At 68.2% G+C, this 13,700-nt stretch carries 15 protein-coding genes and 1 pseudogene; 12 read left to right on the top strand and 4 right to left on the bottom strand.

Going from position 1 to position 13,700, the window contains the following annotated elements; translation table 11 throughout:
• Positions 1 to 16: 16 nt before the first annotated feature.
• The 9 genes and pseudogenes from ACGFIV_RS05120 (at position 17) to ACGFIV_RS05080 (ending at position 5,869) form a co-directional block, all read left to right on the top strand.
• A complete protein-coding gene (locus ACGFIV_RS05120; protein ID WP_392832117.1) occupies positions 17 to 487 on the top strand; it encodes an RNA polymerase sigma factor in 471 nt (156 codons plus the stop codon).
• Positions 484 to 1,101 carry a methylated-DNA--[protein]-cysteine S-methyltransferase gene (locus tag ACGFIV_RS05115; RefSeq protein ID WP_392832114.1) on the top strand — a complete coding sequence of 206 codons (618 nt, stop codon included), beginning with the start codon at positions 484 to 486 and terminating at the stop codon, positions 1,099 to 1,101. The genes ACGFIV_RS05120 and ACGFIV_RS05115 overlap by 4 nt, the downstream gene beginning before the upstream one ends.
• Positions 1,098 to 1,838, top strand: a complete 741-nt coding sequence (locus ACGFIV_RS05110) for a 2OG-Fe(II) oxygenase (protein WP_392832112.1) — start codon at positions 1,098 to 1,100, stop codon at positions 1,836 to 1,838. Before ACGFIV_RS05115 ends, ACGFIV_RS05110 begins: the two co-directional genes overlap by 4 nt.
• On the top strand, positions 1,825 to 2,124 hold the full coding sequence (locus ACGFIV_RS05105) for an Ada metal-binding domain-containing protein (protein ID WP_358556070.1): 300 nt from the start codon (positions 1,825 to 1,827) through the stop codon (positions 2,122 to 2,124). The genes ACGFIV_RS05110 and ACGFIV_RS05105 overlap by 14 nt, the downstream gene beginning before the upstream one ends.
• Complete coding sequence (locus ACGFIV_RS05100) at positions 2,112 to 2,636, top strand: hypothetical protein (RefSeq protein WP_392832108.1); 525 nt, start codon at positions 2,112 to 2,114, stop codon at positions 2,634 to 2,636. The genes ACGFIV_RS05105 and ACGFIV_RS05100 overlap by 13 nt, the downstream gene beginning before the upstream one ends.
• Positions 2,637 to 2,677: 41 nt before the next feature.
• Entirely contained in the window at positions 2,678 to 3,292 is a 615-nt protein-coding gene (locus ACGFIV_RS05095) for a DNA-3-methyladenine glycosylase I (RefSeq protein ID WP_392832105.1), read from the top strand.
• A gap of 589 nt (positions 3,293 to 3,881) precedes the next feature.
• Positions 3,882 to 4,331, top strand: coding sequence for an ester cyclase (locus tag ACGFIV_RS05090; RefSeq protein WP_392832103.1), 450 nt, complete (start codon positions 3,882 to 3,884; stop codon positions 4,329 to 4,331).
• A pseudogene (locus ACGFIV_RS05085) lies at positions 4,332 to 4,547 on the top strand (glyoxalase/bleomycin resistance/dioxygenase family protein); the annotation flags it as partial.
• Positions 4,548 to 5,296: 749 nt separating this feature from the next.
• Complete coding sequence (locus tag ACGFIV_RS05080) at positions 5,297 to 5,869, top strand: hypothetical protein (RefSeq protein ID WP_392832100.1); 573 nt, start codon at positions 5,297 to 5,299, stop codon at positions 5,867 to 5,869.
• A 117-nt stretch (positions 5,870 to 5,986) separates the two neighbouring features.
• Here the strand turns inward: ACGFIV_RS05080 and ACGFIV_RS05075 are convergent, their stop codons facing one another.
• The 4 genes from ACGFIV_RS05075 to ACGFIV_RS05060 are packed head-to-tail and all read right to left on the bottom strand — an operon-like array spanning position 5,987 to position 10,140.
• Positions 5,987 to 7,609, bottom strand: coding sequence for an ABC transporter permease subunit (locus tag ACGFIV_RS05075; protein WP_358556055.1), 1,623 nt, complete (start codon positions 7,607 to 7,609; stop codon positions 5,987 to 5,989).
• Complete coding sequence (locus ACGFIV_RS05070; RefSeq protein ID WP_358556052.1) at positions 7,606 to 8,475, bottom strand: ABC transporter ATP-binding protein; 870 nt, start codon at positions 8,473 to 8,475, stop codon at positions 7,606 to 7,608. Before ACGFIV_RS05070 ends, ACGFIV_RS05075 begins: the two co-directional genes overlap by 4 nt.
• Positions 8,463 to 9,044: a hypothetical protein gene (locus ACGFIV_RS05065; protein ID WP_358556049.1), complete on the bottom strand. Its 582-nt coding sequence runs from the start codon at positions 9,042 to 9,044 to the stop codon at positions 8,463 to 8,465. The genes ACGFIV_RS05070 and ACGFIV_RS05065 overlap by 13 nt, the downstream gene beginning before the upstream one ends.
• Before the next feature lie 52 nt (positions 9,045 to 9,096).
• A complete protein-coding gene (locus ACGFIV_RS05060; protein WP_358556046.1) occupies positions 9,097 to 10,140 on the bottom strand; it encodes an ABC transporter substrate-binding protein in 1,044 nt (347 codons plus the stop codon).
• A 660-nt stretch (positions 10,141 to 10,800) separates the two neighbouring features.
• On the opposite strand from ACGFIV_RS05060, the gene ACGFIV_RS05055 reads away from it, so the two are divergent.
• The 3 genes from ACGFIV_RS05055 to ACGFIV_RS05045 form a co-directional block, all read left to right on the top strand.
• Positions 10,801 to 11,853 (top strand): LacI family DNA-binding transcriptional regulator, encoded by a 1,053-nt coding sequence (locus ACGFIV_RS05055; RefSeq protein ID WP_358556043.1) that lies wholly within the window; start codon positions 10,801 to 10,803, stop codon positions 11,851 to 11,853.
• Entirely contained in the window at positions 11,850 to 12,848 is a 999-nt protein-coding gene (deoC, locus tag ACGFIV_RS05050) for a deoxyribose-phosphate aldolase (protein ID WP_392832094.1), read from the top strand. Before ACGFIV_RS05055 ends, deoC begins: the two co-directional genes overlap by 4 nt.
• Positions 12,849 to 12,858: 10 nt before the next feature.
• The coding region (locus ACGFIV_RS05045; protein ID WP_392832091.1) for an aldehyde dehydrogenase family protein at positions 12,859 to 13,700 on the top strand (842 nt) is incomplete at its 3' end.

Below are 13,700 nucleotides of genomic sequence, written 5' to 3'. Positions count from 1 at the left end.
ACAACCGTTCGAGAACGTGGTCGCGCAGCACGGCGCAACCGTGCTGCGCGTCTGCCGGGTCGTCCTCGGCCCGCACGACGCGGACGACGCATGGTCGGAGACCTTCCTCTCCGCCCTGCGCGCCTATCCCGACCTGCCTGAGACGGCGAACGTGGAGGCATGGCTCGTGACGATCGCGCATCGCAGGGCGATCGACGTGCTGCGTGTCGCGAAAAGGAATCCTCTGCCCGTCGACGAGGTACCGGAAGCACCGACGGGGCGGGACATCCCGGACTCTGGGGACTCTGACCTTTGGGCCGCGGTGAAAGGGCTCCCGAGCAAACAACGCCAGGCTGTCGCCTACCGCTATGTGGCGGGGCTGGCATACGCCGAGATCGCGGAGATCCTCGGCGGCACCGTTGAGGCGGCCCGAAGAGCCGCCGCGGACGGGCTCAAGAATCTCAGGAAGAAATATCCGGGCGCGATCACGAGAGGAGCATCATCATGAACGACATCCGCCACGATGACGACATGGCCGTCCTGCTGTCGACGCCTGTGGACGCCGGCACTCTCAGTCGGCTCCACCGCCGTCTGGAGCAGGCGGCAGAGCGAGCCGATCTCGTCGATGTCGCTTACACCACCATCGACTCACCTGTCGGCAGATTGCTGCTCGCCGCTACCCCGGAGGGGCTGGTCCGCGTGGCGTACGCCAGCGAGGACCACGATCGAGTTCTGGAAGCCCTCGGCCAGAAGCTTAGCCCGCGCATCCTGCGCGCCCCGAAGCGGCTGGACGAAGTGGCTCGCGAGATCGACGAGTACTTCGCCAAGCACCGCGAGGTCTTCGACCTGAAACTGGACCTGTCCCTGTCTCGCGGATTCCGGCGCCTCGTGCAGACGCATCTGCCCGAGATCGGGTACGGCCAGACCCGCAGCTACCGAGACATGGCCGAGCTCGTCGGCAACCCCAAGGCCGTCCGAGCGGTGGGCACCGCCTGTGCGACCAACCCGCTGCCGATCGTCGTCCCGTGCCACCGCGTGCTGCGTACCGACGGCACGCTCGGCGGTTACATCGGCGGACTCGAGGCCAAGACCATGCTGCTGAACCTGGAGGCCGCGGCATGAGCATCGCGAAGGCGACCGGGAGGAAGACGGATCGGTGGTACAGCCGTGTCGAGTCCGGCGAGTGGGAGGCGATCACCACAGAGGTCAACGAGTATGGCGGCGCACTGCTGCCGCGACTGCTGACCCCGGAGGAGACCGTGGAGATCAGGGAGCTGTACGAGCAGGACGGCCTGTTCCGCAGCACCGTCAACATGGGCCGGCACCGCTTCGGTGAGGGCCAGTACCGATACTTCAACGCCCCGTACCCAGAACCGATCGAGCGGCTCAAGCAGGCGCTGTACCCGCGGCTGCTTCCCATCGCCCGCGACTGGTGGACCAAGCTCGGCCGGCCCGCACCGTGGCCGGACTCGCTTGATGAGTGGCTTCAGATGTGCCACGACGCCGGCCAGACGAAGTCTTCGGCGATCCTGCTCCACTACGGCGAGAAGGATTGGAACGCTCTGCATCGCGACCTGTACGGCGACCTCGTGTTCCCGTTGCAGGTCGTGATCAACCTCAACGAGCCCGGCGTGGATCACACGGGTGGCGAGTTCCTGCTGCTGGAACAGCGCCCGCGTGCCCAGTCTCGGGGCACGGCCACGCTGCTGCCGCACGGTCACGGATACCTGTTCACCACCCGCGACCGACCCGTCAAGTCCGCCCGCGGATGGTCCGCCGCGCCGGTTCGGCACGGCGTATCCGCCATCCGCTCCGGCGAACGTCACACCCTCGCTCTCGTCTTCCATGACGCCGCATGAGCGACGCAACGAAGACGTACACCCTTCTGGGGGCGGACGGCGTCCCTATCGGTCCGCGGTCAAGGGGCTGTGGGGCGGCCATCAGTGCTCGAAGATCTACGGACGACTCGATTGTCCCGCCGCGCTGCGCGCCATCGCTCGCGGCGGCTACGTGAAGCACCGGGTCTTCTTCGCTGACGAGGCCACGGCGGTCGCCGCCGGGTTCCGCCCCTGCGGAGCCTGCTGCAGGGACCGTTATCAGACGTGGAGGACCACCCGGGAGAACGGCGAACGATGGAAGCCCTGACCACCCCCTTACTGAAGGCGTCAGCGAGTTATGACGCGGACCTGACGGCTACGGATGCCGAGGTAGCGACCGTCATCAGAATTGCTCGCGACCGCCGTGCACGCAATATCGTGATCGGCTCCGGCCGCACCCCTCACGCCCTTGCGACCTCACGCCTGATCGAATCGGCCTGGGATCGCACAGGAGGCGTAACTCTCGATACGATCACCTGGCCCGAGACCGGGGCCTCCTGGCTGCGTCACGCGTCACGGTTCGCCGCCGCCGACCCCGACCTGTGGGTGATGGTCGGGCCGGCAACCGGCTGGGCGCAGATGACCCGGCGGCTGCTGTGGTCGACTCCCTGGAGCCCCGCACGCACCCTCGCGACCGCCGGAATCGGCGACCTGCGCACTCTCGCACTCGTCGGACTGACCGATCTGGACGGCCTGACCGGCGCAAACGCAGACGGTACCTCCTGGCTCGTTGCGCACGATTCCCTCGTGCACCTCACACACACGGAGGGCCAGCGATGACAGCGCATGACCGGGCTTGACGGGTGATCGAATGACACAAGATGCGAGCACCACCACCGCCGGACCCCGGCGTCGTCGTCGGGGACGACGGGCTCGCCCGGCCCGCATGGGCAGCCGCTGCCCCTCTGCTGCGCGACTACTACGACACAGAGTGGGGCATGCCGGTCACGGACGAACGCGGCGTCTACGAGCGCGTCAGTCTCGAAGGATTTCAGGCGGGACTGTCCTGGGCAACGATCCTCCGCAAGCGACCCGCATTCCGTGCGGCATTCGACAACTTCCTCCCGGACGCGATCGCTGCTTACACCGAGACCGATGTCGAGCGGTTGATGGCCGACGTCGGCATCGTGCGCAACCGGCAGAAGATCCAGGCGACCATCACCAATGCCCGCGCCACCATCACGCTGCGCGAGGAGATGGGCCTGGCCGAGCTGGTGTGGTCCTTCCGACCCGAGAGCACGCCCTGCCCCCAGACCTTTGCAGAGATCCCCACGAAGTCCGCCGAGTCGGTCGCGTTGTCAAAGGAGCTGCGCCGACGCGGATTCGCCTTCGTCGGCCCGACCACCATGTACGCGCTCATGGAGGCGATCGGCATCGTCGACACCCATCTGCTCGGCTCGCATCGACGGGGCAGCTCTGGAATCTGGACATCGTGACCCTCCTCCACCTGATCCCGAACGGTCCCACTGACTTTGAGATCGCTCTACGGATGCTGGCTGCCCACGCGATCCCAGGAGCCGAAGAAGTCGACATCCCGGGCCGCACCTACACCCGGCTTCCGACCCACGCAGGAGGCCCTGCACGGGTGAAGATGACCTTCGCCGAGGATGGGGTCGTCCGCTCGGTGTCGGAGAGCAGGTGCTCAAGATCGAACTTCTGCGTAACGCCCGCGAGGCGGGCATCGACCGAGTGATCGTCCGGGACGGCACGGCGACAGAGGCCATCTCCAAGGCCCTTGGCCTGCACCCCCCGAGGTGACCGCATGACCGAGGCATCACGGACGCCCACGCCCCCACCGGATTAGACCGGACGCGTCTGCACCTCCAAGAGGAGATTCCTGTCGCAGCAGGCTTCGCCTCTTCAATCCGTGGTCGCTCAGCGGCCCGACTCGCGAATGCTCAGCACCGCGTTCGGCACCTCGTATCTTCACCGCCAATCTCACGTATCGGCTTCGACCAGCGTCTTCAAAATGTCACCACGCCTGCTGGCGGACCGGTGGCGGCTACCGACAGAAAGGACAAACCCATGTCGCTCGAGAAGAACAAGGCCATTGTCGGCCGATGGTTTACGGAGTTCTGGGGCAACCCCTTCAACCCCGACATCATCGACGAGCTCGCCGCTCCGGACATCCGGTTCGAGTACTCGCTGCACAAGCCCATGCGCGGTCGCAACGAGGTGCGCGAGTTCGCGACCAATTTCCGCACCGCGTTCCCGGACCTCAACTTCTGGGGCACCGCGGACCTCATCGCCGAGGGCGACTACGTCGTCGGCCAGTGGGAGGGCGGCGGCACGCACACCGGGCCGATCATCTTCGATGACCTTCCCATCGGCTCCGCGCCGGCGGCGTCCGGCAAGACGCTCCGCTTCACCGGCACGACGGTGCTCAAGATCCAGGACGGTCTCATCGTCGAGGAGCTCGGGCTCGACGACGGTGTGAAGGTCCTTCAGCAGCTCGGAATCATCCCTACCGCCTGAGCTGAGCGCCCGCTCAAGCTGGTGCTCATCGAGGGCGAGGAGGGTCAGGACACCCGCATGGACCACCTCGGCCGCCGCCACCCAGCGGCTCACCGAGGCCGGGCCGGCCACCTTCACCGAGAACGACACCTCCTGCTGCTGTGCCCTGCAGGACAAGGTCTGGGTCCACGGCCCCGGCAACGAGCCCTGGGAGGGTATGTGGTCAGGGCCGACGCCGGGACGTTATCCGGGTGCCAGGCCAAGAAGCACTGGGCCGCGCCGTCGGTCCCGGCCGACGCCGAACGCCGCAAGGAAACGCCGGCGAGACAAGCGCCGTGGCCAAGACCACGATCCACCAGCTACTGTCACGCCGCGACATCCGGCTACGCGAGAAGGCGCTGTGGCGGATGCTCTATGAAACGGCGGCCGGAGCCTCGGAGATCCTGGCGCTGAACGTCGAGGACCTGTCCGAGCGGCGCCCGGCGCCCGGCCGCCGCCGACATCCGCCCGCACACCGGCCACGCCCGCCTCGGCTACGACCGCGCCCGTGTCCTGCTCGACACCTACGCCGGGCTCGACCTCCACCAACCCCGCACCGCCATGCGCTACGTCAACCCGGCGCTGAGGCCATCGCCAAGGTCACCGAGGTCCTGGCACCCCATCGCCGTACCCACTGATCAACCGATTGGCGGCTGCCCGGAGCTATAGGAGTTCCGGGCCGTTTCAGAGAGATCATCCCAGTTATGGGGATATAAAGCGCTTCATCCGATATACCGCACAAATGGCCCGTCGGGGCCATATCCCATTTGCCGCATTAACCGGCAGTCGCCACACTTGCCTGATTAATCATCTGTGTTGCCGCCCCAATACGGGGTAGTTCACCTATGTGCCGCCATTATGGTGATACAGCGCTCGATTCTCTGCATTTACTAACGGGGGGTATTTAGGTGATTCATCCACCTAGAGGCAGGCAGTCTCTGACGCGAATGATCAACGACCGGTCCCTGTTCGCCTACATCGGCGCGGCGGTCACCGCCGGGGCGCTCATGGCGCCGGCGCTTCCCGCGCAGGCCGCGTCTCACGCCGGCACCACGAAGAACGGCTCCCACGCCCTCTTCCTGCTCCCGTCGGCACCCGGCGGCGGAGGCGGCGGAGGCGGCGAAGAAGAGGCTCCCTCCGCGAAGAAGCCCAGAAAGGAAATCCGGAAACACCGCCGAGTACGCTACGTCGTCCAACGTCCACAAAAGCACTACGAATACCCGGAAGAGAGCGTCGAAGTCTCGCCCGAGCACGGCGGAGGCGGCGGCTACCGACACCACGGGAGGCACCACGGCCACCACCACAACAATCATTTCGCCGACGACCTCTACCGCACGCGGCACCTGCGCAGATTCCACAGCTACCACGAGGCCCGCGCGGCGCTCATCCGGGACGCGCGCCGCTGGCTCCATCCAGGACCGGAGAAGGCCGAGCCGCAGCGACCCAAGGGCCAGGATGCCGTGCGCATCGTCCACAAGGAGCCCGGCGCTCTCAAAGGTTCCGGCCGGAAAGGCCGGTAAGGCCCGCCGGGACCCCAGAGCCCAGGGGTGAACCGGCACCCAGGGACCGGCCGGACCCGCGGGTCCGGCCGGTCCTTTGAGCCGAAGTCGTCGCGGTGCCACCCCCTCCCGGGGAGGTCAATCCACCCGCTGCGGCGCGTATCGCGCGACCACCGGGCGTTCCAGGGCGGCGACCAGGGCGTACAGCGCCACGGACACCAGGACGATGATCACGGAACCCGACCACAGCGCCGCGAAGCGGGAGGCGGTGTAGTCCGCGACGAGCAGGCTGCCCAGCCCGGTGCCGCTGGCGAGCCACTCCGCCAGGGTGGCGCCGGCGATCGCCCCGGGGATCGCGATGCGCGCGGAGGCGAACATCGAGGGAAGCGCGTACAGCAGCCGTACCTTCCTGGTGACCATGAGCTGCCCGCCGCCGAGCGACGTGATGACCTCACAGGCGAGCACGGGGGCCGCGCGCAGTCCCTGGCTGACCGTCACCAGGGTGGCGAAGAAGGTGACCACGGCGACGACGACCGTGACGCCGAGCAGCCCGCGCCCGAAGACGAGGGCGAGCAGTGGCGTCAGGGCGACCAGAGGGATGGACCGCAACACGATGGCGATCGGAAGGACGACCTGTTCGGCGCCGCGGAACGCCACCAGGGCGCCGGCGACCAGCGAGGCGGCGATCATACCGACGACGTAGCCGACGCCCGCGTCGAGCAGCGTCGTGCCCAGCGCGGCCAGCAGGCGGTGCCGATGCTCGGCGGCGTCGTCACCGGCGAACAGGTGGGCCGCGACGTCCGCCGGGGTCTTGGCGAAGTACGGATCGAGGGCGAAACCCCGGACGACCGCGTACCAGGCGGCCACGACGAGGAGGATCGAGCCGGCCAGCCCGGCCGCCCCGGTGAGGAGGGACCGCAGGCGCCCGCCGGACGCCCGCGATGCCACGGCGCCCACGCCCACGCTCACGTCCCGGGCCGCCCACGGGGTGAACCGGCGGGCGATGATCGCGACCACCGCGTAGCCCAACCCCGCCAGGGCCGAGATGACGAGCGCCACCGCCCAGGTGCGCGCCACCTGGAACGACGACTGAGCCTGCACCAGCATCACGCCGAGCCCGCTGCTTGAGCCCAGGTACTCGCCGATGATCGCGCCGAGCAGCGCCGAAGGTGCCGCGATCTTGAGCCCGGCGAACAGGCTGGGCAGCGCGGCGAGCAGGCGCAGCTTGCGCAGCACCATGAAGGAGCCGCCGCCCAAAGAACGGATGAGCTCGATCGCGCTGCGGTCGGCGGACCGCAGTCCCAGTACGGCGGCCGTCAAGGTGGTGAAGAAGACCGACAGCCCGGCCAGCGCCTCCTTGGGGACGTCACCGGGCAGCACGATGACGAGGATGGGCGCGATGGCGACGAGCGGTACACAGTAGCTCGCGACGGCGATGCGCAGCAGTAGCCTCTCCACGGTCGGCACCTGGACGAAGACGGCGGCGAGCACGACGGCCAGCAGGTTCCCCCAGAAGAACCCGATGGCCGCCTCGGACAGCGTCGTGGCGACGTTGCCCGAGTAGACGTGGCGGTCGTCCCCCATCGCCTGGAGGACCGCCCACGGCGAGGGAACGACCCGCAGGCCGGCGAAGACCCGCGCGAGGATCACCCAGACGATGAGCAGCCCCGCCATCGCGGACACCGTGCCCGCCCAGCGCCGGACACCGGTGCGAGCACCCGCGGTGAACGCGGCGCGCCGGGTCGCCACGAGTTGGTTCACCGGACGTCCTCGTGGGAGCCGGCCCGGTCCGAGTCGTCCCCGCCGTGGTCCCCCTCGCCGAAGAGCCGCTCACTGAGGCGGTCGCAGAGCGCGTGGAACTCCGCCGAGCGTGTCACCTCGACGCCTCGCGGCCGCGGCAGGTCGATCCGTACGGTGTCGACGATCCGCCCCGGGCGTGCGCCCATCACCACCACGGTGTCGGCCAGGAACACCGCCTCGACGATCGAGTGGGTGACCAGGAGGGTCGTGGTCGTACGTTCCAGCCAGATCCGCTGCGTCTCCAGGTTGAGCCGCTGGCGGGTCATCTCGTCCAGGGCGCCGAACGGCTCGTCCATCAGCATGACCTCCGGCTCTCCGGCGAGGGTGCGCGCGAGCGCCACCCGCTGACGCATGCCGCCGGAGAGCTGGGCGGGACGGGCCTTCTCGAAGCCGGTGAGCCCGACCAGGCGCACCAGGTCGGCCACGGCCGTACGGCTCACCGGCCGGCCCGCGACCTCGAAGGGCAGCGCGATGTTGGCCTCTACGCTGCGCCAGGGCAGCAGGGCGGCGTCCTGGAAGGCGACGCCGATGCGATGCTCGCGCCGTAGGTCGTCGGGAGAACGGCCGTGTACGTACGCCGTGCCGGACGACGGCCGCTCCAGACCGGCGAAGATGCGCAACAACGTCGACTTGCCGCATCCGGAGGGGCCGAGCAGGGCGGTGAACTCACCGTGCCTGGTGTGCAGATCGACGTCCCGCAGCGCGGGAACCTCGGTCGTCCCGACGTTGAAGGTCCTGCTGACGGCGGTCGCGGACAGGCCCTCCGCGCCCGGCCGACCGCCGGGAGGCGAGGCGGCCGCGTGCGCGGCGGGCGTCACCCTTCCCATTTCCCCTCCGCCACGATGTCGAGGAGCAGCTCGCGATAGGAGGTGTCGCGGCCGGGGATCTCGTTTTCCACCTTCGAGGCTTCCCGCATGAAGTGCGCGACGTCGCGGCCCATCTCCTGCCCTCGGCGGGTGTGCATGTCGAGGGCGTACTCGGGGATCTCGGGGAGCCGTTCCCCGCTGCGCAGCATGTGGACGGCCCACTGCCCGAGCTCGTCGGTGGTGCGGTCCTTGGTACGGCTGACCAGGAACCGCACGGCGTGCACCGCGAACAGCCACCTGTCGCCGTACTCCCGCGAGATGCGCTGGTGCATGCGGTACAGGGCGTCGACGACGACGGGTTCGGCGAACGTGCCGGTCCCTGTGTCCTCGCACGACATGACAAGGAGGCGCGACCACATCACCTCCTCCAGCTCGGCGCTGCTCTCGTACATCTCACGCGCGACGAGCAGCGCGTTCTCCATCAGGCCGCGGCGCACGGACTTCTGCAGGGTCGAGATCAGCTCGTCGGCGGGGAATCCGCGCAGGCTGGTGACCCGAGTCCAGGGATCTTCGGTGTGCGAGACAGGCACTGCGGTGCGCTCCTGTTCGAAATGGACGGTGGTCAGAACGGGTGAGGAGTCCTCAGAGGCGGGTCTTGCCGGCGTAGACCTCGCGCAGGACGCTCGTGTCGAAGAGCTCCTCGGCGGTGGCCTTGACGCCCAGCGAGGTCAGGGTGGCGATGTTGGCCGCGATGCCGTCGGGGCTCATGGTGAGCAGGCCGTTCGCCTTGGCGTCCTGGGTCTCGATGACCGATCGGAACGCCTTCGCGGTCTTCTGCTGCGCTTCCAGATCGAGGTTGAGGCTCTTGCCGTACTTCTCGACGACCAGCTTGGCCGCGGCGTCGGTGTCCTTGAGCGCGTCCTGCCAGCCGCGCGCGGTGGCACGGACGATCTTCACGATCTGCTCGCGCTGAGCCTTGTCGGCGAGCGTCTGCTCGCGGACGACCAGCACGTCGGCCCAGACGTTGTAACCGTATTTGTCCAGCGTGAACGCCGTCGTCTGCACGCCCTGGAGTTCGAGCTGGATCGGCTGGTTCACCAGCATCGACATGAACGCGTCGCAGTCCCCGGCCACCAGGGGCGACGGGTCGAACTGCACCGGTACGAGGGTCACGCTCGCCGGGTCGATGCCGTTCGACTTGAACACGCTGTTCATGATCTCCACACCGCTCTGCTGGACCCCCAGGCGCTTGCCGACCAGGTCCTTGAGCGTGTTCACGGGAGCCGAGGCGAGAGACATGATGGCGGTCGGGTTGACCAGCAAGGTCGCGGCGACGATCTTCAGGGCCGCGCCCTCGTTGCGCGCCTTGGCGATGGTGTCGACGGAGTCGAGGCCGACCATGGCCTTGCCGCTGATCACGAGTGGTTCGACGACGACCGAAGGGCCGCCCGGCGTCAGCGTCACGTCGAGCTGCTCGTCTGTGAAGTAGCCGGCGTGGTCGGCCATGAACAGGCCCATGTTCTCGACGTTGGCCACCCATCCGAGCTGGAAGTTCACCTTGGCGGGGCCGGATGCGGAGGTGGTGGTGGAGGAGGATGAGCAGGCGCTCAGCGCGGTCCCGGCGGCGAGGAGCGACACGCCGCCCACGCCGGACAGGAAGGCGCGACGAGAGAAGGACGAGTGCATGGCAGGAGCCTTTCTGGGGGTTGAGCGGACGACCTGGCGAAGGGGACGTGAACCCCGTGCCGGTCGGCGGTGCCCACTGGCCTGACCGGGCCGGTAGGCCGAAACCGTCCTGTGTGCGGCAGGCCGGCACGATGCGGCGCTCGCTACAGCACCGGCTGGCGAATGTGAGAAGGGGCCGTCTCGGCGCGTGATGAGCTCAAACTGACAACGGTTTCCCCCGGGCGTTGGACAGACGCCAACGCCTGCGTCGTCCTTCAGGACCGATCACCGAGACTCCTTTGGCAAGATATGCCCGCCCGAAATGAGGCGGTACTCCGCATAGTTGCAGGTAGGACGATTGCCTTGATGTCGATCCGCTGTCAAGGGGGTGGCAGTGGAAGTAACACAACGACACAAATTCGTGACATGTCCGTCCACTGCCGGGACGGGGCTCCGAGAGCCGAAGCCGCTGGCCACGCCGGTAATGACATCGATTTCACTCGCTGGGCCATGATCGGCGGCCATCCGGACCGGCCGGTGGGGATTCCGTCCTCCCACGGGCGCCGAGCTCGGAGGATCCGGGACGAATAACAAGTCGGCAACAGGAGGACTGCTTGCTGTTGACGTTGCCACCGACAGGAGTGCAACCATTGCGTGACAACGGTTTCACCGGGAGCGCACTTGATCACCATCCATGACGTAGCGGCTCACGCCGGTGTTTCCGCCGCGACCGTCTCACGTTTCCTGCGTGGCCGGCGGGTACGCTCGTCCGAGGCCATCCAGGCGGCCGTGGATGAGCTGGGCTACTCGCCGAGTGCCGCGGCGCAGTCCCTCAAATCAGGGCGCACCTACACCATCGGGGTCGTCGTCCCGGACATCACCAACCCCTACTTCGCCGCCGTCGTCAAGGGGATGGAGTCCGTCACCCGGGCGGAGTCGTACCGCATCCTGCTCGCCAACAGCGACGAGAGCAGCGAGCGAGAGGACGACGTGCTCGCCGACATGGTGCGCCGGGTGGACGGCCTCATCCTCGCACCCGCCACGGAACGGGACCGGAGCCCGTTGAACGTCAGGGACGCCGAAGTGCCGCTGGTGTTCATCGACCGCGATCTGAAGGGCGGTGAGCACTTCGACGCGGTTCTGGTCGACAACGCCGACGGAGGCCGGCAGGCGGCCGAGCACCTGCTCAAGCTCGGCCACACCCGGATCGCCGCGATCAGCGGCCCGCCGGACACGACGCCCGGCCGCTGCCGCCGGGAGGGGTTCCTGGAAGCGCTCGCGGCCGGGGGCGTCGACGTCTCCCCCGAACACGACCTGATCGGCGATTTCCGCGAGCAGAGCGGCTACCAGCTCGCCTTGTCCCTGTTGTCGCTGCCGGAGCCCCCCACCGCCGTCTTCACCGCGAACAACCTCATGACCCTCGGCGCCCTCAAGGCCCTCCACGACATGCGGGTCGACGTACCGGGGCAGGTGAGCCTGATCGGTTTCGACGACCTGGACACCGGCCCTCTGCTCCGGCCACCGCTCACCGTCATAGACCGGCCGATGATCGAGCAAGGAGTTCTGGCGATGCGGCTGCTCCTTCGCCGGTTGGACTCGGAGTACCACAACGACATCCCCCGTCGCATCGTCCTTGGCACCAAGCTCATCGACCGGGCCTCGACGGCGCAGCCCCGCAAGCCCGGTGGCGGAGCAGCCACCCTTCCACGAGTGGGAAAGACACGATCCAGATGAGCGACACCACCACGGGCGCGGGCCGCTTCGACCCGGACGGCGTCACGTCGTCTTCCAGGGCGCTGCGAGCGTTTCTGCATGGTCTTCCCGGCGTCGATCGCGTGGGCGCTGATCAGCGTGCCGCGATGCTGGGTACCCGTTCGATCAAGACGACCGCCAAGGCGCGGGCTATCGATCTGGCCATCTCGATGGTCGATCTGACCACGTTGGAGGGCGCGGACACGCCGGGCAAGGTGCGGGCGATGTGCGCCAAGGCGGTGCGGCCCGATCCGGGGGATCCCTCGGTTCCGGGGGTGGCGGCGGTGTGTGTGTATCCGGATCTGGTGGCCGAGGCGGTGGGGGCGCTCGGATCTTCGGGGGTGCGGGTGGCCAGTGTGGCGACCGCGTTCCCCAGTGGCAGGTCCTCGCTGGGGGTGAAGGTGGAGGACACGGCGCTGGCGGTCGGGGCGGGTGCCGATGAGATCGACATGGTGATCGACCGGGGTGCGTTCCTGTCGGGTGACTACCGGAAGGTCTTTGAGGAGATCGTCGCGATCAAGGCCGCGTGCGCTCGTGGGAGTGACGCCGCGGGTGCCGGGGGCAGGGGCGACGCGCATCTGAAGGTGATCTTGGAGACGGGTGAGCTGGCGACCTATGACAACGTGCGGCGGGCGTCGTGGCTGGCGATGCTGGCGGGGGCTGATTTCATCAAGACCTCGACCGGGAAGGTCGCCCCGGCCGCCACGTTGCCGGTGACGCTGGTGATGCTGGAGGCGGTGCGTGACTTCCGTGCCCAGACCGGGCGCATGGTGGGCGTCAAGCCCGCCGGTGGGATCCGTACCACCAAGGACGCCATCAGGTACCTGGTGCTGGTCGGTGAGACCGCGGGCCCGGACTGGCTGGATCCGGAGTGGTTCCGGCTGGGTGCCTCCAGTGTGCTGAACGATCTGCTGATGCAGCGTCAGAAGATGACGACCGGGCGGTATGCCGGTCCTGACTATTTCACCCTTGACTGAGGCGGGCCCCATGTTCGAATACGCACCGGCTCCGGAGTCGCGCGATGTGGTGGACATCCGGCCCTGCTACGGGTTGTTCGTCAACGGCGAGTGGGTCGACCCGCTGGGCGGTGAGCGGGACAAGACCATCAACCCGGCCACCGAGGAGGTGCTGGCGGAGTTCGCCCTGGCGGGTGAGGCCGACGTCGACCGGGCCGTGGCGGCGGCCCGCGCGGCCTATGAGTCGGTCTGGGGGCGGCTCGCGGGGCGGGAGCGGGCCAAGTACCTGTTCCGGATCGCCCGTATCATCCAGGAACGCGCCCGCGAGCTGGCGGTGCTGGAGTCGCTGGACAACGGCAAACCGATCCGCGAGTCCCGCGATGTGGACCTTCCGCTGGTCGCGGCGCATTTCTTCTACTACGCGGGGTGGGCCGACAAGCTCGGTCACGCCGGGTTCGGGGCCGATCCGGCGCCGCTGGGGGTGGCCGCGCAGGTCATCCCGTGGAACTTCCCGCTGCTGATGCTGGCCTGGAAGATCGCCCCTGCCCTGGCGTGCGGGAACACCGTGGTGCTCAAACCGGCCGAGACCACCCCGCTGACCGCGCTGGCGTTCGCCGACATCTGCGCCCAGGCCGATCTGCCCGCGGGTGTGGTCAACATCGTCACCGGCGCCGGACCCACCGGGCAGGCGCTGGTGAACCACCCGGGGGTGAACAAGGTCGCCTTCACCGGGTCCACCGACGTCGGCCGCATGATCGCCCGCCAGGTCGCCGGGACGGGCAAGAAACTCACCCTGGAGCTGGGCGGCAAGGCCGCCAACATCGTGTTCGACGACGCGCCGATCGACCAGGCCGTCGAGGGCATCGTCACCGG

The organism is Sphaerisporangium sp. NPDC049003 (assembly GCF_043197795.1).
Lineage (GTDB): Bacteria > Actinomycetota > Actinomycetes > Streptosporangiales > Streptosporangiaceae > Sphaerisporangium.
The sequence above is the reverse complement of the archived record's forward strand: the minus strand, read 5'-3'. Positions and strand labels throughout refer to the sequence as shown.